The sequence below is a fragment of the Kastovskya adunca genome (genome assembly GCF_059505785.1).
This window is the reverse complement of sequence record NZ_JCACLG010000049.1, coordinates 1-24,084: the sequence shown is the minus strand read 5'-3', so window position 1 is coordinate 24,084 and position 24,084 is coordinate 1. Positions and strand designations below refer to the sequence as shown.

Below are 24,084 nucleotides of genomic sequence, written 5' to 3'. Positions count from 1 at the left end.
TGGAGTTTTATTGGTGATTTTTTACCCACTATTGGTCATCGGTGTTGAACACGACTAGCACCTTATCAACCCGATTGCCATCCATGTCCATGACTTCGATTCGCATTCCCCGCCAATCAAAGTAATCAGCGGCTGTAGGGATACGTCCAAGTTGAGTGACAACGAAGCCTCCAACCGTGTGATAGTTGTTGCGTTGCTCTTTAGATAACTCTGTGACGTCAAACAGTTCAAAAAACTCTTCCACAGGTACCATGCCATCGACTAGCCAAGAACCATCCTCCCGTTTGACGACTTGCGGTTCGTCAATTTGCTCAATGGAGGGAATATCGCCAACAATTTCTTCAAGAATGTCGTTTAGGGTAACTAAACCCTGAATCACCGCATACTCATCAACCACAAGCGCGATGTGGGTGCTGGATTGCTTGAACAACTCCAAAATTTTCAAAGCGGGTGTGCTTTCTGGTACGTACAACGGGCGTCGCAATTCTGCTGTCAGATCGAGGGGTTCATTAACTAGACAGCGAGCGAGTAAGTCATTGACTTTGATGATCCCCAAGACGTTATCCAGTTCTCCCTGGCAGATCGGAAATCGCGTGTGGGTAGTATTCAGGATAATTTGGCGATTGCTTTCAAAGGAATTGTCTAGGTTTAACCAAACAATCTCCGGACGTGGCGTCATCAAAGCACTAACTCGGCGATCGCCTAAACGAAACACTCGATTAAGCATTTCTTGTTCTGCTTCTTGCAACGTTCCTGCCTCAGTACCTTGCTCAATGAGGATCTTGATTTCTTCCTCAGTGACTTCTGGCTCGGCAGAAGGTTGAACGTTCAAAAAGCGCAGCACCATATCTGTGGAGTAGCTCAACAAATTTACAATGGGTGCAGCGAGTGTGGCAAAAACACGCATGGGTGCCGCCACCGTTACGGCAATTCGTTCTGGGTTACTTAATGCCAGACGCTTGGGTACGAGTTCGCCAATGACGAGAGAAAGATAAGCGATGCTGACAACAACGAAAACTAGCGCGATCGTTGAGGCATTAGCGGCGAGAAACGGAATCTGTCTCAACTTAATGGCTAGCTTCTCAGCAATGGTGGCACCCCCATAAGCACCAGCTAACGTGCCGATGAGCGTAATTCCAATTTGAACTGTAGAAAAAAATTGATTAGGGGAATTTGCTAACTCTAGAGCTTGGAGAGCTTTGGCACTGCCTTGATTTGCCAACTGTTGCAGGCGAGCTTTGCGGGCGGAGACAATCGCCAGCTCAGACATGGCAAAAATGCCATTAGCAAGGATGAGCAGGAGAACGAAAAGAATTTCGACGGTGACGGAGAACATGAGCGAGTTATGAGTAGAGGCGATAAGTCTGCCTAATGTTCTAGTATCCAGTATTAAAGGAAGACAAGTATCACCCCTTGATAGAGTCAGACTTTGAGAGTTGGTTAAGACTTCTACAATGGTTGAAACAGGTAGACATTCTCGAAGTTTAAAAATCATCCGGCGTCCGCAGTTGGTCGTTGGTGATTAGACTCGATATTTTCATCTCCTGCACCTTGTGGGTAAAAGCCCATTAAGGTCTATCGTTCGTTTACTCACTGCGTTACATCTTCTGCGAACACATGGCATTCTCTTCGATCATCCGCACCCTAGAGCGATCGCCACTGACCAAAGAACTGCTCTCCAAGCTCCATCAGCAGCAAGTGTTGCGGCTCACGGGCATTCCTCGGTTACCCAAAGGATTGGTTGCCTCAGCACTCGCCAAAGCCCAGGCACAGAACCTATTTGTCGTGTGTGCCACCTTGGAAGAAGCCAGCCGCTGGACAGCCCAACTAGAAGCAATGAACTGGGGAACGGTGCATTTTTACCCCACCTCAGAAGCATCGTTGTATGAGCAGTTTGACCCCGAATCAGAAATCACTTGGGGACAAATGCAGGTCTTGGCTGATTTAGTTAGTGCTCAGTCATCCGTTGCCAAAAACAACAGGCGAACCGCAATTGTAGCGACGCAAGCGGCACTACAAAAACACTTGCCTCCCGTTGCTGATTTCGCGCCCTACTGTCTCACTTTGACACGGGGCATGACTTGGGACTCGAAAAGCGTGGATGAAAAATTTGCCCGTTTGGGTTATGACCGCGTGCCATTGGTGGAAACGGAAGGTCAATGGAGTCGGCGCGGTGACATTGTGGATATCTTCCCAGTAGCCGCAGAGTTGCCCGTGCGGCTGGAGTGGTTTGGGGATGACTTAGAGCAGTTACGGGAATTTGACCCCGTGACTCAACGTTCTTTGGATAAGATTGAGCGCCTAGTGCTGACGCCAACGGATTTTGGCACCATTGTGCTCGATGCTCTAAATCAGGCTGGAGGGGAACAAGTCAAAGCTTATCTTTCTCCAGAAGAACAAGAGGCTTTGGACGCAGGTACTCCTCCAGAAGGAATGCGTCGCTTTTTAGGCATAGCGTTTGAAAAGCCCGCCTCCTTACTTGACTATCTGAGCATCGATACGCTGGTTGCCATTGATGAGCCAGAACAATGCTGTGCCCACAGCGATCGCGCTTGTGAATATGCAGACGAACAATTAGCGGCAATTACCCCACCCTTGCCCCGTCTGCACCGCCGTTTTGACGATTGCCTGCTAGATATGAGACAACCGGCAATTTTGCATCTTTCAGAACTCGTAGAAGAGTTGCCAAATCGAGACTCAGGGCTGAACTTAGCCGCACGTCCGATTCCCACTACCCCGCATCAGTTTGCCAAGTTAGCCGAGGTGTTGCGGGGAGAACATAGTGGCGACGGACTGCGTAATTTTGCGATTTGGCTAGTTTCTGCCCAGCCGAGCCGTTCCGTTGCCCTATTGCAAGAACATGACTGTCCGGCTCAGTTTGTCCCCAACCCCCGCGACTATCCAGCCATCGATAAGTTACAAGTTCAACACGTCCCTGTTGCGGTGAAGTATTCCGGCTTGGCAGAACTGGAAGGCTTCATCCTGCCCACCTTCCGCATTGTGGTGGTGACAGACCGCGAATTCTTTGGGCAGCACACCCTAGCAACGCCGGGTTATGTCCGCAAGCGTCGCCGCGCCGCCTCGAAGCAAGTTGACCCCAACAAGCTGCGTCTGGGGGATTATGTGGTGCATAAAAACCACGGCGTCGGCAAATTTCTCAAGCTGGAAAGCCTCACCATCAATAACGAAACCCGCGAGTATCTGGTGGTGCAGTATGCCGATGGGTTGCTGCGAGTGGCGGCCGATCAGTTGGGGGCTTTGTCGCGGTTTCGGCATACTGGCGATCGCCCGCCAGAACTCAACAAAATGTCGAGCAAAGCCTGGGAGAAAACGAAAAGTCGCGTTCGCAAGAGCATTAAGAAACTGGCAGTAGATTTGCTACAGCTCTATGCTCAACGCGCCCAACGTCCCGGTTATGCCTATCCTGAGGATTCTACCTGGCAGGAGGAGTTGGAAGATTCGTTTCCTTACCAACCCACTCCCGATCAATTGAAAGCGGTGCAGGATGTGAAGCGAGATCTGGAAAGCGATCGCCCCATGGATCGTTTGATTTGTGGAGATGTTGGTTTCGGCAAAACCGAAGTGGCAATTCGCGCCATCTTCAAAGTCATTACCGCCGGAAAGCAAGTTGCTGTCCTAGCTCCCACTACCATCCTTACCCAGCAGCACTACCACACCCTAAAAGAACGCTTTGCCCCCTACCCCATCAACGTCGGCTTACTAAACCGCTTCCGCAGCGCTGAAGAACGGCGAAATATTCAAAGCCGCTTGATGACAGGAGAACTAGATGTGGTAGTCGGGACGCATCAATTGTTGGGGAAAGGCGTGGAATTCCGGGAGTTAGGGTTGCTAGTAGTGGACGAAGAACAGCGATTTGGGGTTAACCAGAAAGAGAAAATTAAGGCGCTCAAAACTCAGGTAGATGTTCTGACTCTCACTGCCACCCCCATTCCCCGCACCCTCTATATGTCCTTATCGGGAGTGCGAGAAATGAGCTTGATTACCACCCCACCTCCCTCTCGCCGTCCGATTAAAACTCACCTGGCTCCCTACGAGCCGGAAGCGATTCGCAGTGCAATTCGTACAGAACTCGACCGAGGAGGACAGGTGTTTTATGTCGTACCCCGGATCGCGGGGATTGAAGAGATCGCGACTCAACTCCGAGAAATGGTACCAGGGGCAAGATTGGCGATCGCTCACGGTCAAATGGATGCCGCTGAACTGGAATCGATCATGCTTACCTTCAGTTCTGGGGAAGCGGATGTCCTTGTTTGCACGACCATTATTGAGTCCGGGTTAGATATCCCTAGAGTTAACACGATTGTGATTGAAGATTCTCAAAAATTGGGTCTTTCTCAGCTTTATCAGTTGCGGGGACGAGTCGGTCGTGCAGGCATCCAAGCCCATGCCTGGTTGCTGTACCCGCGAGCTTCTGTGCTGTCCGAAGCTGCCCGGAAGCGCCTGCGAGCGATTCAGGAATTTACACAACTCGGTTCCGGCTACCAACTGGCAACCCGCGATATGGAAATCCGGGGCGTTGGTAATCTTCTGGGGGCTGAACAATCTGGGCAAATGGAGGCAATTGGCTTTGATCTCTATATGGAAATGCTGCAAGAGGCGATTCGGGAGATTCAAGGGCAAGAAATCCCCCGCGTTGATGATACGCAAATTGACCTCAACCTCACCGCCTTCATTCCCGCTGACTACATCCCAGATTTAGACCAGAAGATGAGTGCTTACCGGGGAGTGGCTTCTGCCAACTCCAAAGAAGAGCTAGTGCAGCTAGCGGCGGATTGGAGCGATCGCTACGGTGCTGTGCCTCCGGCTGCCCAGCAACTGCTGCGCGTCGTGGAACTCAAACAACTGGCGAAAAAACTCGGCTTTTCTCGCATCAAACCCGAAGGCAAACAGCACATTATTATGGAAACCCCCATGGAGGAACCTGCCTGGAACTTGCTGCAAGAGAAATTACCCCAACATCTCAAAACCCGCTTTGTCTACAGTCCTAGTAAAGTTACCGTCCGAGGCTTAGGTGTTCTCAAAGCAGAACAGCAACTCGAACAACTCATTAGTGCTTTAGAGAAAATGCAAGGGGCGTTACCAGAACTTGCTCCCGTTTAAGTTGACAAGGCATTTGCCTGCTCCTGAGTGGCGATCGCTGCTCCTTTGGGCACTTGCACTCCATCGCGCAGTGTCACGCCAACGACTATCGCTCCAGTCCCAATGGTGACGTTATCACCAAGCTGAGAGCGAAATAGCACGGCATCATCCCCGATTGTGAGGTGATCTCCGACTTCAAGCGGGCCATGAAGCACAATGAGTGTCATCTGTGTTTAGGTTCTTGCCGATACGGATACTACGCGAGTATAGCGACTGTGCTAACTCTACTTGAGCCGCTTGCAGGCGATCGCGCTTGATGGTTCCCTCAATTACTTTGGGAAACAGAAAAGGCTAGTAACCAACTTCCAGTTCCTCAACGAAGCTTAGCCAGCGTCGGTCATCCGATGTAGCTTTACAAGAATTAGGAAGAGCAAGAGTTAGAGGGCCGCCCATATTAGCGGGGATTGGTTTTCGGTCGTCTCCCCAATGAGTCGCCAGCATCAGACTACAGTTTTTGATTTCGGCAGCGTCTAAGCGAATTGGGTAATTAGAGTCGCGGTAAATTGGTGCTTTTCCACGAACAATTGCAGCACCCTTTGCCGGAAGCATTACTCCCGCCGCCGCCAGAGCATCACTGACGCGCACGCCATGGAGTTTTACCTTACCGATGGGCCAACCAATTCGGTAGCCAACGGCTTGATTAATGGTGACTTGGGGCAGTTTCGCTAGAGTGTCCGCCGTCAGGACTTTGGTATTGTTCCGGCTAGCGTGGCGATCGCCTTTTGGGCAAGAGCGACGGCAATCGCTAACTTTCAGCTGCAATGGTTCAGTTCCCACGATCATGTTTGTGACATAAAAGGCCCAATAGCGATCGCTATACTTTGCTTCAATTTCCGGGAATTCTGTATAGGGAAAGATCAGATAAAGGGGCCCGCCTTCAATGCGAGAGATTTTTTCGCGATCGCGTTCCATGGCGATCATGAGCGGGTAGCGACGCAAATCGGCAATCTTGACAGTGACGCGGTAAGCGTCGTGGGAAACAAAGGTAACCTCGGTGACATTAGGGGCAACACCAAACAAGTCAAGCAATTCAGAAACAGGAACCCCACGGAAGTTGAACACTTGTTTAGGGTTATTGGTATTGTACGGATCGCGAGTGCGGGTGATGGTTGTTGCCAGTGCATTCAGTTCCAGCAAGCTTAAGTAGGTTGGCGTTTGGCGAGTGGTTTGTCCCTGAATCTCCAATTGCCAGTTGCGTCGCTCTATATCCGGCTCTCGGAGAGTATTCATAGCAAAATTGTGGGCGATCGCATCTTTCCGCCAAGCCTCCAATTGCTCTGGGCTTGGTTGGTTCGTACACCCACACACCACCATCACTATCAAGCTGAACAAAACAAGCGGCAGCCCGAAGCTCTTAGGCATTAAAAGCGCTCAGTTAAAGAGAATTGACGATCAAGATGGAGAAGAAACGGCTAAGCCCCAAGTCCAAGTTAGGGGATGAGGGGATGAGGGAGAGAAAAACTGGTAGTAAATCTCTCAAACTTCATACTTCATACGTTCGGCTGAGCGTTCGACTGCCCTTCGGCAAGTGGAACACTGAGCTTGTCGAAGTGCTCAGGAACCGCGCTCACGCCGAAGTCTCACGTCGAAGCCTTCACACTTCACCCTTCCCCCCCCATTAGCTTAAACCCCAAAATAAGCAGGTTCATTCCCTGGCTTCCACTTGATGTTGCAGCCAATACTAGGTTTTTGTTCGGGGTTCACGGATTGAGATTCCAGCAGTGAATCTAATGCCGATCGCAAATCTTTACCTGTTACAGGGCGGTCATTTCCGGGGCGGCTGTCATCCAGTTGACCTCGGTAAACTAGCTTTTGTTCAGCGTCGAAGAGGAAGAAATCTGGAGTGCAAGCGGCGGTGTAAGTTTTGGCAACCTCTTGACTTTCGTCGTAGCAAAACGGAAAGGTAAAGTCTAGCTCAGTTGCCATTGCTTTAAGCTGTTCCGGTGCATCGTCAGGGTGCTTCTCGGCGTCATTGGCACTAATTGCCACAAGCGCCACATTTTTATCAGTGTAATCTTTACCGATTTGTGCAAGTTCTGCCTGCACATGCTTGACAAACGGGCAATGACGGCAAATAAACATCACGAGTAATGCTTGTTTGCCTTGAAAGTCCAAAAGAGAAATTGTTTTGCCAGAGACAATATCCGGTAGCTGAAAATCTGGGGCTTGGGTGCCCAAAGGCAACATCGTTGAGGCGGTTTTCACCATTCTTTTATCTCCTTAAAAGGTACTACGCTGCCCCTTATGTTCCTCCACAGGACGCGAAAATTCCAGCAGCAATTGTTAACTTTGGCGACTCAATGCTTGACTTGGCGTTCTCTAAATTGAAGCAGAGCTACTCAAAGAGCTAGCCCTGGGGCGCGAAAATTCCGAGGTGCTAACCTTTGCGCCCTACCACCTCGCACCAAGCTTGAGCAAAGAGTCCGTCTGGATGCTGGCTCCACTTTCTTAAGGCTTGACTCATCACTCCTAGCGACTCGGCATCTGTCCAACCTTTTTGCACGGCAAGATCGACTGTATCAGAGGACTCGATCCGCAGTGCTAGATATTCAGCAATTGTACTCAGATCTTCATAGCATTCGTAGGAGCCTGAAGCTTTAATATCTGTAAATCCTGCTTCTCGCAGTAAGGCGCGTAGGTGTCTGCCGACATAAGGATTGCCGCCGTTTTTTTCCTGAAGAAGTTTGTAATAGGTAATGGCTCGATCTAATTCTGGGTTGGACGGTGCAATCAGAAAGCCGCCCCAATCTGGACTGCGGAGTCCCAAAACTCCCCCAGGTTTTAGCACTCTAAACAATTCCTGTAAGGCTTTGAGGGGAGATTGCAGATGCTCGAAGACGGCATGAGAAAAGGCAGCATCAAATGCGCGATCGCTAAAGGGTAGCTCGTAAACGCTCCCTTCTCGAAACTCAACGTTACTAATGCCTTGGCTTTGGGCATTTTCCCATGCCAAGCCGACTTGAGAGGATTCTATATCCGTGCCGATGGCTGTACTGGGAGCAATAATTTTTGCGAAACCGAGAGTAATTGTGCCAGAACCACAACCACAGTCCAGCAACTTCATTCCTGGTTGCAAATAAGGTTTAAAAAAGGCTGCATGGCTATCAACATTACGCTTTGCCATAAAGCTTGTAGCATTTGAAGAATATCCAGGAATATATTTTTCAACCATCGAGAGTAACTCCTACCGCTAAAATTCTCGCTGGGGCGATTGAGCGTACTACCGTACAAGCAACGCGACAAGCTGGTTACTAGATTTAGCGATCGCCTCTGATCTAAACAAACGCTAAAATATACAACAATAATACTACATGCGTAGTATCTAGTAAATTTGCTGACTATTAAACTCAGCTAGAGTAGGCAACAAGCAGCAGATAAGTGACACCAGCTTGTTAACAAACCCTGGGTGCGAGAACCGGATAATCGGGGTTCGGTTCCACTGACTGACTCTAGAGAGAATACTTGTTACATTAATTTGCATAGACTCACAGTAGAAATAGATAACGTCAGTAACTACTCCGCGCTAAAAGAAAGGCAAGTGCCCGCGTCGAGATTCGCTAACGTACTTGAGGTAAATATGAATAACAGATCTAAAAACGTCCATGAGCTTTTTGAAGGTGATGCTGATCGCAACTTGCTGTGGCAGTACCTACAATCCATGAGCCCAGAAACGATCGCCCAGCTCTCCAAGCCAGGTTCTTCAGAAGTGTTTCAAGTCATAGAGCGCAATGTTATTGGATTGCTAGGCAACTTACCTTCAGAAAACTTCGACGTTACTATCAGCACCAGCCGCGAGGATCTGGGGCGGCTTCTAGCCTCTGCAATGGTAAATGGCTACTTTCTCCGCAATGCCGAACAACGCATGGTATTTGAAAAATCCTTGCAAGCCGCTGAAAGCTCTTTTCCAGACGCTGAATAAGAAAGTAGACCTTGGTGATCGCACCGCATCCCGACGGACTAGTCGATGAGTTTCTCGGTTCCAACTATTGAGGAAATGAGGCGATCGCTCTTACAGTGGTACGTACAGGTCGCACGCGATCTTCCTTGGAGACGCGATCGCAATCCTTATCAAATTTGGGTTTCGGAGATTATGCTCCAGCAAACCCAAGTGAAAACGGTCATTCCCTACTATCAGCGCTGGCTTGACCAATTTCCTACCCTCACACACCTCGCCACCGCTGACTTACAGCAAGTGTTGAAAGCATGGGAAGGTCTGGGATACTATGCACGGGCGCGGAATTTGCACGCATCAGCTCAACAAATCGTGCAGCAGCATGGAGGAATTTTCCCTAGCCAGCTATCAGAAGTTTTAGCCTTACCAGGAGTGGGTCGCACCACAGCCGGAGGTATCCTCAGCGCCGCTTTCAACCAACCTGTGGCAATTCTTGATGGTAATGTTAAGCGAGTTTTGACGCGCCTTATCGCTTCTCCTGTACCCCCGGTTAAGGCAAGCAAACAACTCTGGCAACTATCGGAGGCACTCCTCGACCGCGAACAGCCCAGAGATTTCAATCAAGCCTTAATGGATTTGGGGGCAACTGTTTGCACTCCAAAAAATCCTGATTGCAGTCGTTGTCCTTGGACAATACACTGTCAGGCTTACAATGAGGGAGTTCAATCCCAACTACCCATGCGTGAAACTGCCGCCCCTCTTCCTCACAAAATTATTGGCGTTGCTGTGATCTGGAATGAGCAAGGACAAATTTTAATCGATCGCCGACGTGCTGAAGGATTACTCGGCGGCTTATGGGAGTTTCCTGGCGGCAAAGTGGAGCCAGGTGAAACCATGGAGGAATGTATCAAGCGAGAAATCCAAGAGGAACTGGGAATCGAGATTGAGGTAGGCAAACACTTGATTACTATCGATCATGTGTATAGTCATTTTCGCGTCACCCTAACAGTGCATCACAGCCGCCACCTCAGTGGTGTTCCTCAACCGATTGAATGCGACGAAATCCGTTGGGTTAGTTTAGACGAAATTGATCAGTATCCCTTCCCAAAAGCGAATGTGCAGATTATCGCTGCCCTGCGCCAGGGTAATAATTAAAAGTCAAGAGAGCTACTGCTGTTTTTTGAGTTAGGCGCGATAAACAGGCAAGGTGAAGTGAAAACAGCTTCCTGTTTTAGAATTACTATCTACCCAAATTTGACCGTAGTGGGCGCGGACTACCCGTTGACAGAGGGATAAACCTAAGCCGTAGCCCTCTGTTTTTTCGTCGCGCTTCAGGCGGAAGTGGTCTTCAAAAATGCGATCGCATAGTTCTTCAGGAATGCCAGGGCCACTATCAGAAACACTAACTTGAATTTTTTGACTTGTCCGGTGGAGAATCGCGATGTGAATTTTGCCACCCTCCGGTGTGTATTTAATCGCGTTATCTAGTAGATTCACTATTACCTGGCGCACCCACTCTCTATCAGCATAGACCTCTGGTAAATCATGAGGAATATCCGTATCTAGCTGCTGCAACTTCCTATGAAATTGATTGTTCATCTGTGCGAAAACGCTCTGGCATAATTCGCTGATCTGCAATTTCTGTGGCTGGATATTAAGGTCAGCGCTTGCTCCCTTGGCACTTTTGAGAATATCCGTAATCATCCGCTCGATCGTGCGAAATTGGTTACGAGCCTGCTTGAATAGCTGCGCTTTGAGAGCCGGAGACAGTGACATCCTACGACTATCCTGCGGCTGCTGCTCTAATTCCAGAGTATCTAAGGCAATTGACGCCGCTGTTAGGGGATTGCGGAGGTCGTGCGCCAACATGCCAATCACCTGGTCTTTAAAACGCAACTGTTCTAAAAGTTTTTCTTTTTCTTTTTTTAGGCGAAAGATTTCGTCAGCTAGTCGGATTGATTCTGCCGAATAGCTGACAGAACTAATATTCCGGCGTGGCGCTTCGGTAGTTGAGAAATCAGGTTGTGGCAGCGAGGGAGCATTTCTGGCTTTTTCGCGATCGCATTCTTCCGCACTCTTGTGCCAGCGCGGCCACCAGTTTTTGAGCTGGGCAACTAAGTTACTCCCAGTCAAAATTTGCCGAGGCTCCGGATAAATTTTAATCAGCGCAGGAGTTGCTACTAATTTGAAGTGTTCCGCCAAATAGGGCTGTTCCCCGACATAGCTCTCCATAAGCTCAAACGGATATTCTGCCCTCAAAGTTCCCAGATAATCGCGGATGCGCTGAATGTGGCTCCGGGAACTTAAACGGTCATCAATAAATAGCAGTAACTGTAGCGATGATTCCGAGCTGGTGGGCTTTTCAGTAACAACCTGCATGCAATTTGGCTTGAGAATGAAAAATCGGTGACGCCTTGAGCAACGCCAAGATTGCCCCTCTCTTACTAAAGGTTGATGCTCTGTCTTAAATTTAATATCTATTTCATATTTTAAGTATTCTACAGGCTTAAAGGCACTAGATTCGGACGAGAGTGTCAATTATTTGTGTCAGTAACACCTATCAAACGAAACGTGCTTAGGTGAAGGCAGTAGCGTATTATGCGTTTAGGTCAAGGCATAACCAGCGAGCAGGTATACTCTATCACCGCCCATTTCATCATAAGATCTCAAAATACTCATAAATTTCTTGACTTCTGCTTCAGTTCTATAATTGATCCACGACGCATAAATCATCATGGTTACTGGCTACGTTGCCCTTGTACTGCACGCTCACCTGCCCTTTGTAAGACATCCAGAGAGTAATTATGTCCTAGAAGAAGAATGGTTATTTGAAGCCATTACTGAAACCTATATTCCCTTGCTGCATACCTTTGAGGGATTAAAGCGAGATGGTATTGACTTCAAAATAACCATGAGCATGACACCGCCTTTGGTGTCGATGCTGCGCGATCCTTTACTGCAAGAGCGCTACGACAAGCATCTGGCTAAGTTAGAACAGCTAGTCGAGATGGAGGTTGAGCATAACGAGCATAACGGGCATATTCGTTATCTTGCTGATTACTACGTCAAGGAGTTCAGCACGATCCGCAAGACCTGGGAGAGTTATGGCAGGGACTTGATCGCGGCATTTAAGAAATTTCTTGACAGCAACAACCTAGAAATCATCACCTGCGGAGCAACTCACGGCTACTTCCCGCTGATGAAGATGTATCCCCAGGCGGTATGGGCACAAATTCAAGTCGCTTGTGAGCATTACGAGCAGAACTTTGGACGTCCTCCTAAGGGAATTTGGCTGCCGGAATGTGCTTACTACGAAGGCGTCGAGCGGATGTTAGCCGATGCGGGGTTGCGCTACTTCCTCACTGATGGACATGGTATTTTATATGCTCGTCCTCGCCCTCGCTTTGGTACCTATGCTCCTATCTATACGGAGAGTGGGGTTGCCGCATTCGGTCGCGACCATGAGTCGTCTCAACAGGTTTGGTCGAGTGAAGTTGGGTATCCTGGAGCAGCAGAATATCGGGAGTTCTACAAGGATTTAGGCTGGGAAGCAGATTACGAGTACATCAAGCCCTACATTATGCCGAATGGGCAACGGAAGAATACAGGGATTAAGTATCACAAGATTACAGGTCGTGGTCTGGGATTAGCCGACAAGGCACTGTACGACCCCTATTGGGCGCGGGAGAAGGCAGCAGAACACGCTGGGAACTTCACCTTCAACCGAGAGCAGCAGGTGAATCATCTAGCGGGCATTATGCACCGTCCGCCGATTGTGGTTTCTCCCTATGACGCCGAGTTGTTTGGTCATTGGTGGTACGAAGGTCCCTGGTTTATCGATTACTTGTTCCGCAAGTCTTGGTATGACCAAAACACCTTTGCGATGACTCACTTGGCGGATTATCTCCGCATGGAGCCAACGCAGCAAGTCTGCAAGCCGTCTCAATCTAGTTGGGGTTATAAGGGCTTCCATGAGTACTGGCTCAATGAGACCAATGCCTGGATTTACCCCCATCTACACAAAGCGACGGAGCGCATGATTGAGCTGAGTCGCCGCGAACCTGTTGATGAGCTGGAGTGGAAGGCGCTAAACCAGGCAGCGCGAGAGTTACTGCTGGCACAATCTTCTGACTGGGCATTTATTATGCGTACTGGGACGATGGTTCCCTATGCGGTGAGAAGGACGCGATCGCATTTGATGCGTTTCAATAAACTCTATGAGGATATCAACAAGGGCAAAATTGACAGCGGTTGGTTAGAAAAGGTTGAGGAAATCGACAATATCTTCCCGGAAATCAACTACCGCGTCTATCGTCCGTTGTAGAAGTCGGTTTTTTAGCAGGATAAAACGCAAAGATTCGCCAAACGCAAAGATTCGCCAGATGTTGTGAGGTGGCAGTACTGTCACCCTACTTAAATTTACTTCCAGAAGACAATTCTTAAGCAAGGGGTCAAATGATTCCTTGCTTAATCATTTCAGCTAATCTATTAGATTCTTGCCCTAGTTACTTGTTGAAGTCAGTTTTTTGACAAGAGCTGCTGCCTCTTCTGGTTTTCCAGAGGAGGGAAACACTAAAACACTTTTGATTTTGGGATTATTAACCAGTTCTTTTAAACGATACAACTGCGTATCTGAAATTGCTACTCCCGCATAATTTTGGGCATAATCTAGCTCTTGGTTGAAATTAGCATCGTTATAAGTTTGAATGAAAACTCGATCTATATTCCAATTTTTCCAATCAGCTGCAAAATAACGTTTACCCCAATAAGGATTGTGATGGCAAAGGTCAAAACTCACGGTGGGGTTAGCTTTCTTGATGTCAGCTCTCATTTCTCGCACAAATTTAGTTAAATGGGCTGTGCGATCGACTTTGCCGGGTAATTCAGCATGATAACCTAGGTAATCGTCCCACTGAACTGCATCGATGGTTGGATACTTTTGGACGAACTCTACTGAGATTTTTTTGAATAAATTAGCAACTTCTGGAACCTCTACATCCAGAACATAATGGTCGATGCCAGCGTAGGTTTTATCGACCCCAGGCACAAGCCATCGTTTAGAAATTGCTAAGTCAAAAATTGGGCTATTTTTATCGATTTTAATCCCCTTCTCAAAATAGGCATGAACTTGCATTCCCTGCTTGTGCGCCTCATCAATTAACCAATCTAACCATTGATCTTGAAATTGGTTGGGACAGCTTTTGTATCCAAATGTTTGCTGCATAACCTCACTGTTATACATCGTGCAACCATTACCCCACACCCCATGAATAATTGTATTTATTCCTTGAGCGCGATAATAACGAACTCGTTCGCGAATCATTTGTTCGCTAGCATTATTAGTCGCTTGGTACCGACTTAAATAAATTCCCCTTATTTGCTTTTTCTCCCAAGGAGTTTGAGGTGATGGTGATTTCTTGGGTGTTACAGGTGATGGTGAAACTTGGGGATTGGTTGTCGGTGTCTCAGTCGGAATAACTTGCGGAAGGGGAGAACTGACAACAGGTACGGGCTGCGTCGGCGCAGGAGTCAAAATAGGAGCAGTTGGTTGCTGATTATTAGGCAATAATTGGCTGATATCTAGATTATTAGGTAAGAATTGGCTGATATCTAGATGATCTAAATGCCTAAAGCCCCAATAACCAGCACCTAACAAAACTATGATTAATGAAAATGGAATACTCGCACATCCACATCCATCATTTTCTTTTTTAGACGGCATGGCAACAAAGGTTATTGTTCAACAATGACAGCAACTTTCTTAGCCCAATCGGGGCTTGCTTGTAGTACCCAATATTCTTGAAGTGCAGAAGGAATAATTTAGGGCGAATGATGCTACATTAAGCTACTTCACTTCGCGATCGCTCAATTCCGTATAACATTTGACACTTCCATGTGCTCTCTTAGCTTGACTTTATCCATTTCTGAAACTTTATCAACATGCGTTCACGAAGAGTGTGCGAAGCGCGATCGCCCCAAAACGGAACAACAAACAGCAATCTGTCACCAATGACAATTAATTAGTCACTGTATATTTGGTATATAAGCGGGTAATCGGACTCGAACCGACGACATTCACCTTGGGAAGGTGACGTTCTACCACTGAACTATACCCGCGTAGGCACTAGTATTTAGTATAGGGCTTCTTGCTAGCGAAAATATCATCCCTTGAAGAAACGAAACACTCTACTGGTGAAGTAGTGATCGCGGAAACAGTTTCTCTTCTACAGAAGTCTGATGCTCTACAAAACCCTAGACAGCTTACGCCAAGAGCAACCCAATCGAGGCATAGGGGTTTGTTTTCCCTCTGGCTTATCCGGTTTCAGCCAGGAAGATGATCTAGAGGATAAACTTGATTTTAAGATGCTCAACCAGGTCTGAGTTTTTTAGCAAATCCGGGTGTAATCGTGCTACTCACTGTCTTCTTATGCCGTTCAGCTACCGCTTGTGATAACAAACACAACGCGATCGCGATCGCCCACAACTCAGTCTCTGAAATTTTGTTGCATCCTATTAAGGTATAGAGGTTGTATCTGTTTTTTCCCCATTGCCAAGGCTCAACGTTGTTCTAACGCTACAGGCATGGCATGGTATTACACCCAGCATTAAGAATAGAGGGAATGAATCTTGACAGCCTTCTGTCAGATTATGGCTCTAACTTCAACAATGCCCTGATTACATTGCACTCAGTACGAGCGAGTACCAAGGATGTTTAACGCAACTGAGCTTTTAATAAATTCGTTCGTTCAAAGGCTTCGGGAAGGCTACTGCCGTACCTATGGGGGACTGAAAACGGACTACGAAGACATTATTGCCTGGGCAGGAAGCATGGCGATGGAAAATATTGCCAACAGTGACGCCCTCTATCACAACGTCGAACACTCAATTCTCGTCGCCCTAGTGGGGCAAGAAATCCTCCGGGGCAAACATATTCGCGAAGGCGGAGTCTCCTGTGAAGACTGGTTGCATTTCATCATCTCCCTAGTCGGTCATGATATCGGCTATGTCAAAGGAGTGTGCCGCCAGGATAGAGAGACAGAAAGGTTGTATGCTACCGGACAAAATGGCGAAATGGTGCATTTGCCGCCTGGAGCTTCCGATGCCGCTTTGACGCCTTACCACGTAGACCGGGCAAAACTTTTTATTGATGAGCGATTCTGCGGTCACAAACTGATTGATGCGGAAATAATCAAGCACAACATTGAACTGACCCGTTTCCCAGTCCCCAATCAGGACGACCACAAAGACACTGCCAACTATCCAGGGTTAATTCGCGCCTCTGACTTAATCGGTCAACTTAGTGATCCGCGCTACCTTAAGAAAATTAGTGCCTTATTTTATGAGTTTGAAGAAACTGGCGTCAACAAAGCATTAGGATATCGCCATCCTGGAGATTTACGGCGAAACTATTCCAAGTTTTACTGGAACGGTGTTTTCCCTTATATTCAGGATGCCCTCCGCTATTTGTCTCTGACGCAGCAAGGCAAACAAATCATTGCCAACCTCTACTCCAACGTGTTCGTTGTTGAACATGAAAAAACGGAAGAGGAACATAGGCAGCTAGCAGAACAAGTTCACTCTTGATTCTTTAACTTTATGAACTGGTGGCAGAAACTTAAAAACAATCCCCTGGCACGCTTTGGGGCAATACTGCTATTAATCTTTTACATTGCTGTATTTGCCGCAGATTTTGTTGCCCCCTACGACCCTTATGTCTCACAGCCAGAGGGTTCGCTTCTGCCTCCCACCCAAATCTACTGGCGGAATACCTCTGGAGAATTTATTGGCCCCCACATTTATCCGACAACCCAAGGGCCAACTGATTTAGAAACGGGTCAGCGCGAACTGAAAATAGACAGACAAAACCCTTCACCTGTGCGCTTATTTGTCCGTGGCGAACCTTATCGGCTCTTTGAACTGCGCCTGCCCATTGGGGAGAATTTTCAGGAAGTCGAAGTGTTTGAGGGAATTCCAGGCAATCTGCACCTGTTTGGTACTAATGGCGAAGCCAAACTGAACTTGTTAGGTACCGATGAGCAAGGTCGCGATCAATTTAGCCGCCTGCTGCATGGCGGACAGATTAGCCTCAGTATTGGTTTAGTCGGGATTGCTATTTCCTTTCCTTTGGGTTTGTTAATTGGGGGAATTTCTGGCTACTTTGGTGGTTGGATTGATGGAACCTTGATGCGCTTAGTAGAAGTGCTGATGACAATTCCCACTATCTACTTGCTGGTGGCATTGGCTGCTGTTTTGCCGCCAAGTTTAACCAGTTCTCAGCGATTTTTATTGATTGTCCTGATTACGTCTTTAGTTAGTTGGTCGGGCTTAGCACGGGTAATTCGCGGACAGGTACTATCGATTAAAGAACGAGAATTTGTCCAAGCATCCCTTGCTATGGGTGCCAATCCGTTCTACATCATCGTGCGTCACGTTTTACCTCAGACCGCAACTTACGTAATTATCTCGGCAACTTTGGCAATTCCCAGTTTTATTGTGGCGGAATCTGTCCTCAGCTTGATTGGTCTGGGGATTCAGCAGCCTGATCCTTCCTGGGGAAATTTGCTGTCTTTGGCAACAAACGCTTCGATTTTAGTGCTACAACCCTGGCTAATTTGGCCGCCAGCACTTCTAATTATTCTTACCGTGTTGGCGTTTAATCTGCTGGGTGATGGTCTGCGGGATGCCCTCGATCCCCGCAGTTTACAGCGATAAGCTTCCCCCTAGGACTACAGGCTCGGAACATCCCGAAGAATTCCTCTCTGGCTCTCTTTCCCACAACGGGCAAGGGAGCCAAAATATTTCTACTTCTCTCCCTAAAACGGCATCGCGCATTGCTTAATCAACGAGCTTTTGTACAGCCGTCTTGTTAGCAAGTTGCTTTCCTTCTTGCAAAAGATACTCAAAAAATGTGCGGGCGACTACAGACAGTTGTTTGCCATTGGGGTATATCACACACCAATGTCGTCGAATGGGGAAGTTTTCCACATCCAGTATGGCTAGTTGACTGGGTGAACCTTCTAGAGCAAGGGTATGACGAGAGAGAACGGATATTCCTAATCCTCCCGCGATCGCTTGCTTAATTGCTTCGTTACTTCCCAAATCGAGCCGCACTTTTAGATGAATATCATGCTCTTCAAACAATTCCTGCACAGCTTGACGTGTGCCAGAACCCGGTTCGCGCATAATAAAAGGCTCATCTGCAAGGCGTTTGAGAGGAATATTCTTTTCTTGGGTAAGGGGATGATCGATAGGAGCTAGCACTACCAATGGATTTTCTAGAACAGGATGGCAGCTCACCTCAACATTTTCTGGGACTTGGCTAACGATATATAGGTCGTCCAAATTCTCATTCAAACGCCCAGTAATTTGTTCGTGGTTTGTCACCTGCAGAGAGATATCAATACCTGGGTAACGCTGGCAAAAAGGCCCTAACAAACGAGGCACAAAATACTTTGCTGTTGTAATGACGGCAAGACGTAAGCGCCCTTGCTTCACGCCCTTCAAATCCGCCACTGTCATTTCAAATTGGTCTAAGTCATCAAAAATCGAACGGCAAGTTTTGACTAGTTCCTCTCCTGCCTGGGTAAGGAAAAGACGCTTACCCACTTGCTCAAATAAAGGTGTACCAACGGCTTTTGTTAGCTGCTTCACCTGCATTGAAACAGTCGGCTGCGTGAGAAATAGTTCCTCTGCCGCTCGTGTAAAGCTATTATGCCGAGCGACAGCTTCAAAGACCTTTAATTGATGCAGTGTCGCTTGCTTCAACAATGCTTCTCCTTGACCGCTAGCATAGATTTAATTTATTAAAATTAGCGAAATAAGCAATTTCCTTTATATTGTATGGCAGGTAGTAAGCGAAGAACACTCAGAACTTGCTCTTTGCTTGTCTCTCTACAAAGTTGCCGCAGTAGGCACAGGGTATGCCGTGCCTGAGGAATATTTTTGAAATTTGTTAAATTTGCTTGATACACAATATTCAAAAGCGATCGCGATCGCTTCACACCATTAAACCGTTAACTAGTTCTTACTTATATCTCACTTAAGAGTATTGACAAAAGAGCCACGATTAAAAATTAAATTAGACCAAGGCGAGACAGCTCGTCAAAACTGAGAGATATTACTTCAAAGCTTTCTCAATTAATTAATTCCTCAGCGATCCTTTAATTGTTAGAGTTTTTAGATACACCACGGGATAACCGTAACCTAAGCAAATTTACCAGCGAATTAAAAAGTGATGAGAGAGCTTGACCTAAAAAAGACAGTTGACTTGCTAAATTCCATTATGGAGTTTGAACTAGCTGGAGTCGTGCGCTACACCCATTACTCCTTAATGGTCACAGGGCCAAATCGGATTCCAATTGTGGATTTTTTCAAGGCGCAAGCAGCCGAGTCTTTGATACACGCTCAGCAGGCGGGAGAAATCCTCACGGGTTTAGAAGGACATCCCAGCCAGCGAATTGCCCCTATTGAAGAAACTTACAAACATTCCGTGCGCGATATTCTCGAAGAAAGTCTCAACCACGAGAAAACAGCGCTACAGATGTACAAGCAGCTCCTGACTGTTGTAGAAGACGCCAGCATTTATTTGGAAGAATTTGCCCGTACCCAGATCGGTCAAGAAGAAATGCATAACCTAGAAATCAAAAAAATGTTACGGGACTTTAGTTAATTAGTCATTAGTTACTAATGGGTAATGCCTTGGGGGTGATAATTCATTGCCAGTGTCTCTAAACAACACACAACTAACAAGCTATGAATTTTAGGGCCGCGCTACCGACCTTTGTTATCACCCTCCGGGAAGGAGTTGAGGCAGCTTTAGTGGTAGGGATTGTGCTGGCTTGCTTGAAAAAGGCTAAGGCAGAGCAGCTAAATTCCTCGGTGTATAGGGGTATTTGGGCGGGGATTTTTGCCAGTGTCTTAGTGGGTGTCTTTTTTATTTGGGGCATTCAGTCGTTGAGTACGACTTACCCTCAGTATGCGACAGTGATTGAGCCACTGTTGGAAGCCGTGTTTGGCGTCATTGCGATCGCCTTACTCAGTTGGATGTTGATTTGGATGACGCAGCAGGCGCGATCGCTCAAAGCAGAAATCGAAGGGAACATTACTTCGGTACTTCAACAAGGCAATCGTGGTGACTGGGGCGTCTTTAGCTTAATCTTCATTGCCGTTTTACGAGAAGGGTTTGAAACCGTTGTCTTCATCGTTGCCAACTTTCAGCAAGGGATTTTACCTGCTGTAGGCGGCGCACTGGCAGGTTTAATCGGAGCAGTTGGAATTGGTGCGCTTTTATTTAAATGGGGCGTCAAGATTAATATCCGCACCTTTTTCCAAGTGATGGGGTTTTTTCTGCTGTTGATTGTGGCAGGTTTAGTCGTTGGTGCTTTGAAGCATTTTGACGAAGCGGCTGCCGCTTTAGCGCAACTCAATCCTCGGTTTGCTAGTTTGTGCTTCTACTACGGTCACTTTGATCAAGACCCCTCTTGCCTACTAGGGCCAATAATTCCAAATAGAACCAAGGTCTTACCAGACAACGAATTTCCGGGTGTAGTCCTCAAAGCTCTCTTTGGCTATCGAGCTAAAATTTATCTTGTTCAAGCCGTTGCTTATCTGCTATTTTTGTTCGCCGTTAGCAGCCTTTATTTCCGCAGCTTAATCGTGCCAGCAAGTGAAGTGCGTCAATCGGAGCAATCGGTACAGAAAAATTAAGTCCATGAAAGTAGTATCTTTTCCACTTTGGCAGCGTTGTCTATTGGCTTTGCCGATTGCCGCTTGGGCTGTTGTCAGCAGTATTGTAGAGGTTTATGCCCGTCCGGCTAGTGTCTTTACCCCCCATTTACAGGATAATTCAGACTCGCTTGCCCTATGGAGTGGTGATGCGCTTACCTGCTGCCATTCCACTGAGTGGTGTCTCTGATATTGAACCTAGCCGCCTTCTGATTGGGGTCTATACTTCCGAAGTGCCGCCCAACTTGAACGTGAGTTTGTTGACGACCTGCCAAAATAAGATTCAGCCTTGCTTATTAGGTAGCTTTATCGTTGATAACCAATCCTCTGCTAGTGCTTTGAGGGATTTGAAACGACATCAAGAAAGAGGCGATCGCATTACTTTAGCCCCGGATGTACGGGGATACCTTTTAGAAGCAACTCAACAAACCTCCCCTTACGGCTTCTCAACCATGATGTGGCAGCAAGGGGGAATGATTTACACCATTAGTTTCTCAGCAATCGAACGTCAAAACCTGTTGTTCATGGCACAGTCGATGGTGAACGGACAGCCGATTTATCGCCGATCTTCGCCTCCAACTCCCTCTATTGGTATTGGCTCGCCTCGTTTGTAACCTAATTTTCTACCCCCTCCCTTGATGGCACTTCGGAAGCCTCAGGAGAGGGTGGATTTTCAACCGTGAGATTGAGTTGATAATCAATAGGTTCTGAAGCCTCAGAAACCACCGTAAATTCGTAAAAACCGGATTCAGGCAATCTTCCCACCCAACGGCGATCGCGGGAATCTTCCAAGATAGCAACTTCCCCTGTAGGGCTATAGACGGAAAATAGGACATTTTGAGTAGTATCCAGCCGTATCTCCATTGTTTGCCCTTGAGACAGTTCTGCAACAAAGGCTTTCCCCTCTCCCGGTCTCAAAGTCCCCCTGCTTTGTTTGCTCACAGCTCCTGGATCGAAGACGATACGCTCATAAGCAGCCCCTGTTCTTAAAGCACTAACGCTATCGGCAACGTAGGCTTGCCAGACCTGGCCCACTGGTGACTCAAGGAAATCTTTCCCCCGTTGTTTGGGAAAATTATGGAAAAACTTGGCATCTGCTAAGTCATACAAAGCGCGGCTGCTGAGGCGTAGTTGATTAGCTTCTGCTTTCCAGCGGGTGCGGTCAGCTTCCCTGTAGTTTCCCAGCCCCCGCCGTGTGGCAGCACTCAGTTCTGCTTGGGCAATTTTCTCCAATTGTTCAGCCGCGATCGCATCCCATTGTTTTCGTAACTGAGCATCCTCGGAACCAGTACCTAACCGTCGTCCACGTTGATTGGGGTACTGAGTCCAAAATACTTCATTAACCCAGTCAACATAAAAACGATAGCCAACCCCTAAATTTAAACGGCGTTCTCGTAGGGTTTGTTTGCGCTGGCGTTCCTCAGCCGAAAACTGTGACGGTGGTTCGGGTTCCGGCTCATCTGATGGTGGCGCTTGGGCATCATCTGTGTTTGGCGGCGTAATGATTTCCGGTGACTGAGATTGTATCCAAGAGTTACCTGCCCACCAGCCTAGTCCACTGGCTGATGCAATCAAGGCTATTGCAATGACAACTTTCCCCAGCCAGCCGAAGGAGTTATCGCGCTTCTGATGCGGTACTGGGATAACAGGCTGATTGACGATTGGTTTAACTGTAGCCGCAACAGGAGGTGAGGCAATTGCTACTGTTGCAGCTGTTTTGGGTGCTACGGGCTGGGTTGGAGGAAAGTAGGCTGGGGCGAAATTACCTGTCATAGCTTGCAGAATTTCTCCGGCGCTTTGGTAGCGATCGCTAGGAGTTGGTTGCAGCATTTTATCCAGAATTTCCGCTAGTTTGCCGCTCAGGCTGACCTCTCGCCGCCAGTCTAAAGCTAGAGTCTGGGGGTTGATTAATTGCTGTGGTTCTTTTCCAGTAAGCAACACCAATACAGTGACGGCCAATGCATAACAATCACTATTGGGAGAAACAATTCCCCTCTGCATCTGTTCTACAGGGGCATAGCCGACCTTGCCTAACTGCGTTGCCACAGCAGGTATTCCTACCCCAGATACTGATTCCCGAAATTGAGAAGCCAAGCTAGCTGCCACTTGCTTGACACCACCAAAATCAATTAGCACGGGCAGTCCATCGTTATTTCGGAGCATCAGGTTATCAGGAGAGATATCTCGATGAATGACTCCTAAAGAATGGATGTACTCTAAAACAGGCAGGATTTGTACTATTAGTTGGGTGACTTCTGTTTCACTAAAGCGCTGTCCTTGACGCCGTCGCCTATCTAGTAACGCCTGGTAGGTTTGTCCTTCAACAAAGTCTTGGACTAAGAACAAAAAGCCTGAGTGCTCTTGTTTAACGCGAAATAATTCTCGAAAGCGAGGGATTTGGGGATGCTGCAATTTGTAAAGTACGCCCGCTTCTCGCTCAAATAACTCCTCAGCTTTTTGTAAAGCATAGGTGCCTCGCACTTGCGGAGCAAATTCTTTTAACACACAAGGTTCGCTGAACCGGTTGAGGTCTTCGGCTAGGTAGGTACGCCCAAAACCGCCATGTCCAAGTTCCCGAATGATGCGATAGCGATCGCCCAGAACCATCCCTGGTGAGACACGTTGTAAATTAACCTGCGGCAGTTTTTCGCCACACTGCTTGCAATAGTGGCTTCCAGGCGAATTTTCGTGACCATGGCTGCAATAGAGGGGCATCATCTGCTTTTTTAGCTCTCCCGTGAGGGTTCTGTAACTACTTCAACAAATTGCTTCAGTTTTGACAAATCAATTCCTTTTGATGCGCCTAGTTATCCCTCTTCATTAGCTTCAACAGCAATGTCCAAAAATCCTGATATTTGCCCAGAAGTCACAACCAACAAGGAGATTAGAGCTAGAGACTAGGCAAGAAGGATAATTATCATTCATCGGTGATGGCAATAATGCCACGTCACCGCTTTATATGAGAGTGGGCTGAAAAGCTATTTTTCTCCTGCGTCCCCTATGACTCACTAAATGGTTCGGGTTCGATCCGGATAAAAACAAGAGTCTTAGTTATCCTGTGGCGATCGCCTCTTAGACCCTAAAAAGAGAACTACAGATCTAGTGTGATTGTTCCCTATTCTTGAATCAGTAAGCCGCAGATGGATGGGGGCGTAGCTCAAATCTCTTTCCTATATTGAAAAAATGCAGCTTGAAAGCTCCGTAATTACGCCATTTCAGAGAATTTCCAGCCTACCTCAAAAAAAATTCCCAAAAATAGTTGACAGAAGGATTTATTGACGTTACATTAGGAAAGCGCTCAAGAGAAG

19 protein-coding genes and 1 tRNA gene are annotated in these 24,084 nt (G+C 47.5%); 10 read left to right on the top strand and 10 right to left on the bottom strand.

The window, feature by feature from the left end; all coding sequences use genetic code 11:
* Window positions 1–28 precede the first annotated feature (28 nt).
* Complete coding sequence (locus tag AC5JR3_RS18985) at window positions 29–1,336, bottom strand: hemolysin family protein (protein WP_495848126.1); 1,308 nt, start codon at window positions 1,334–1,336, stop codon at window positions 29–31.
* Between the two features lie 281 nt (window positions 1,337–1,617).
* On the opposite strand from AC5JR3_RS18985, the gene mfd reads away from it, so the two are divergent.
* Complete coding sequence (gene mfd / locus AC5JR3_RS18980; RefSeq protein WP_495848125.1) at window positions 1,618–5,121, top strand: transcription-repair coupling factor; 3,504 nt, start codon at window positions 1,618–1,620, stop codon at window positions 5,119–5,121.
* Here mfd and AC5JR3_RS18975 read toward each other — a convergent pair.
* From AC5JR3_RS18975 to AC5JR3_RS18960, 4 genes are all read right to left on the bottom strand, one after another.
* Window positions 5,118–5,327, bottom strand: a complete 210-nt coding sequence (locus AC5JR3_RS18975) for an LbetaH domain-containing protein (protein ID WP_495848124.1) — start codon at window positions 5,325–5,327, stop codon at window positions 5,118–5,120. The two genes, mfd and AC5JR3_RS18975, sit on opposite strands and share 4 nt — an antisense overlap.
* 124 nt (window positions 5,328–5,451) lie before the next feature.
* Window positions 5,452–6,522, bottom strand: a complete 1,071-nt coding sequence (locus AC5JR3_RS18970) for a molybdopterin-dependent oxidoreductase (protein WP_495848123.1) — start codon at window positions 6,520–6,522, stop codon at window positions 5,452–5,454.
* A 261-nt stretch (window positions 6,523–6,783) separates the two neighbouring features.
* Window positions 6,784–7,368, bottom strand: a complete 585-nt coding sequence (locus tag AC5JR3_RS18965; RefSeq protein WP_495848122.1) for a thioredoxin family protein — start codon at window positions 7,366–7,368, stop codon at window positions 6,784–6,786.
* Between the two features lie 169 nt (window positions 7,369–7,537).
* A complete protein-coding gene (locus AC5JR3_RS18960; RefSeq protein ID WP_495848121.1) occupies window positions 7,538–8,332 on the bottom strand; it encodes a methyltransferase domain-containing protein in 795 nt (264 codons plus the stop codon).
* Between the two features lie 405 nt (window positions 8,333–8,737).
* Here AC5JR3_RS18960 and AC5JR3_RS18955 point away from each other — a divergent pair, with 405 nt between their 5' ends.
* Entirely contained in the window at window positions 8,738–9,079 is a 342-nt protein-coding gene (locus AC5JR3_RS18955) for a DUF760 domain-containing protein (RefSeq protein ID WP_495848120.1), read from the top strand.
* Window positions 9,080–9,124: 45 nt separating this feature from the next.
* The gene (gene mutY, locus AC5JR3_RS18950) at window positions 9,125–10,207 is read left to right on the top strand and encodes an A/G-specific adenine glycosylase (RefSeq protein WP_495848119.1); all 1,083 of its coding nucleotides are present in this window, start codon (window positions 9,125–9,127) and stop codon (window positions 10,205–10,207) included.
* Window positions 10,208–10,237: 30 nt separating this feature from the next.
* Here the strand turns inward: mutY and AC5JR3_RS18945 are convergent, their stop codons facing one another.
* Window positions 10,238–11,449: a histidine kinase gene (locus AC5JR3_RS18945; RefSeq protein ID WP_495848256.1), complete on the bottom strand. Its 1,212-nt coding sequence runs from the start codon at window positions 11,447–11,449 to the stop codon at window positions 10,238–10,240.
* Window positions 11,450–11,786: 337 nt separating this feature from the next.
* Between AC5JR3_RS18945 and AC5JR3_RS18940 the strand changes: the two genes are divergently transcribed.
* The gene (locus AC5JR3_RS18940; RefSeq protein ID WP_495848118.1) at window positions 11,787–13,376 is read left to right on the top strand and encodes a glycoside hydrolase family 57 protein; all 1,590 of its coding nucleotides are present in this window, start codon (window positions 11,787–11,789) and stop codon (window positions 13,374–13,376) included.
* A gap of 177 nt (window positions 13,377–13,553) precedes the next feature.
* Here AC5JR3_RS18940 and AC5JR3_RS18935 read toward each other — a convergent pair whose 3' ends face one another.
* Window positions 13,554–14,774, bottom strand: coding sequence for a family 10 glycosylhydrolase (locus AC5JR3_RS18935; protein WP_495848117.1), 1,221 nt, complete (start codon window positions 14,772–14,774; stop codon window positions 13,554–13,556).
* A gap of 323 nt (window positions 14,775–15,097) precedes the next feature.
* Window positions 15,098–15,169: transfer RNA gene (locus tag AC5JR3_RS18930), tRNA-Gly, on the bottom strand.
* A 591-nt stretch (window positions 15,170–15,760) separates the two neighbouring features.
* On the opposite strand from AC5JR3_RS18930, the gene AC5JR3_RS18925 reads away from it, so the two are divergent.
* Both AC5JR3_RS18925 and AC5JR3_RS18920 read left to right on the top strand, forming a co-directional pair.
* Window positions 15,761–16,636 carry an Npun_R2479 family HD domain-containing metalloprotein gene (locus AC5JR3_RS18925; protein ID WP_495848116.1) on the top strand — a complete coding sequence of 292 codons (876 nt, stop codon included), beginning with the start codon at window positions 15,761–15,763 and terminating at the stop codon, window positions 16,634–16,636.
* A gap of 12 nt (window positions 16,637–16,648) precedes the next feature.
* Window positions 16,649–17,764, top strand: a complete 1,116-nt coding sequence (locus tag AC5JR3_RS18920; RefSeq protein WP_495848115.1) for an ABC transporter permease — start codon at window positions 16,649–16,651, stop codon at window positions 17,762–17,764.
* Between the two features lie 123 nt (window positions 17,765–17,887).
* Here the strand turns inward: AC5JR3_RS18920 and AC5JR3_RS18915 are convergent, their stop codons facing one another.
* Window positions 17,888–18,817 carry a LysR family transcriptional regulator gene (locus AC5JR3_RS18915; protein WP_495848114.1) on the bottom strand — a complete coding sequence of 310 codons (930 nt, stop codon included), beginning with the start codon at window positions 18,815–18,817 and terminating at the stop codon, window positions 17,888–17,890.
* 469 nt (window positions 18,818–19,286) lie between these two features.
* On the opposite strand from AC5JR3_RS18915, the gene AC5JR3_RS18910 reads away from it, so the two are divergent.
* The 4 genes from AC5JR3_RS18910 (at window position 19,287) to AC5JR3_RS18895 (ending at window position 21,390) form a co-directional block, all read left to right on the top strand.
* The gene (locus tag AC5JR3_RS18910) at window positions 19,287–19,721 is read left to right on the top strand and encodes a ferritin-like domain-containing protein (RefSeq protein ID WP_495848113.1); all 435 of its coding nucleotides are present in this window, start codon (window positions 19,287–19,289) and stop codon (window positions 19,719–19,721) included.
* Window positions 19,722–19,804: 83 nt separating this feature from the next.
* Window positions 19,805–20,758, top strand: a complete 954-nt coding sequence (locus AC5JR3_RS18905) for an FTR1 family iron permease (RefSeq protein WP_495848112.1) — start codon at window positions 19,805–19,807, stop codon at window positions 20,756–20,758.
* Between the two features lie 4 nt (window positions 20,759–20,762).
* A complete protein-coding gene (locus AC5JR3_RS18900) occupies window positions 20,763–20,966 on the top strand; it encodes a hypothetical protein (protein ID WP_495848111.1) in 204 nt (67 codons plus the stop codon).
* Window positions 20,926–21,390 carry a hypothetical protein gene (locus AC5JR3_RS18895; protein ID WP_495848110.1) on the top strand — a complete coding sequence of 155 codons (465 nt, stop codon included), beginning with the start codon at window positions 20,926–20,928 and terminating at the stop codon, window positions 21,388–21,390. Before AC5JR3_RS18900 ends, AC5JR3_RS18895 begins: the two co-directional genes overlap by 41 nt.
* Before the next feature lies 1 nt (window position 21,391).
* Here the strand turns inward: AC5JR3_RS18895 and AC5JR3_RS18890 are convergent, their stop codons facing one another.
* Window positions 21,392–23,494 carry a protein kinase domain-containing protein gene (locus AC5JR3_RS18890; RefSeq protein ID WP_495848109.1) on the bottom strand — a complete coding sequence of 701 codons (2,103 nt, stop codon included), beginning with the start codon at window positions 23,492–23,494 and terminating at the stop codon, window positions 21,392–21,394.
* Window positions 23,495–24,084: the final 590 nt, after the last annotated feature.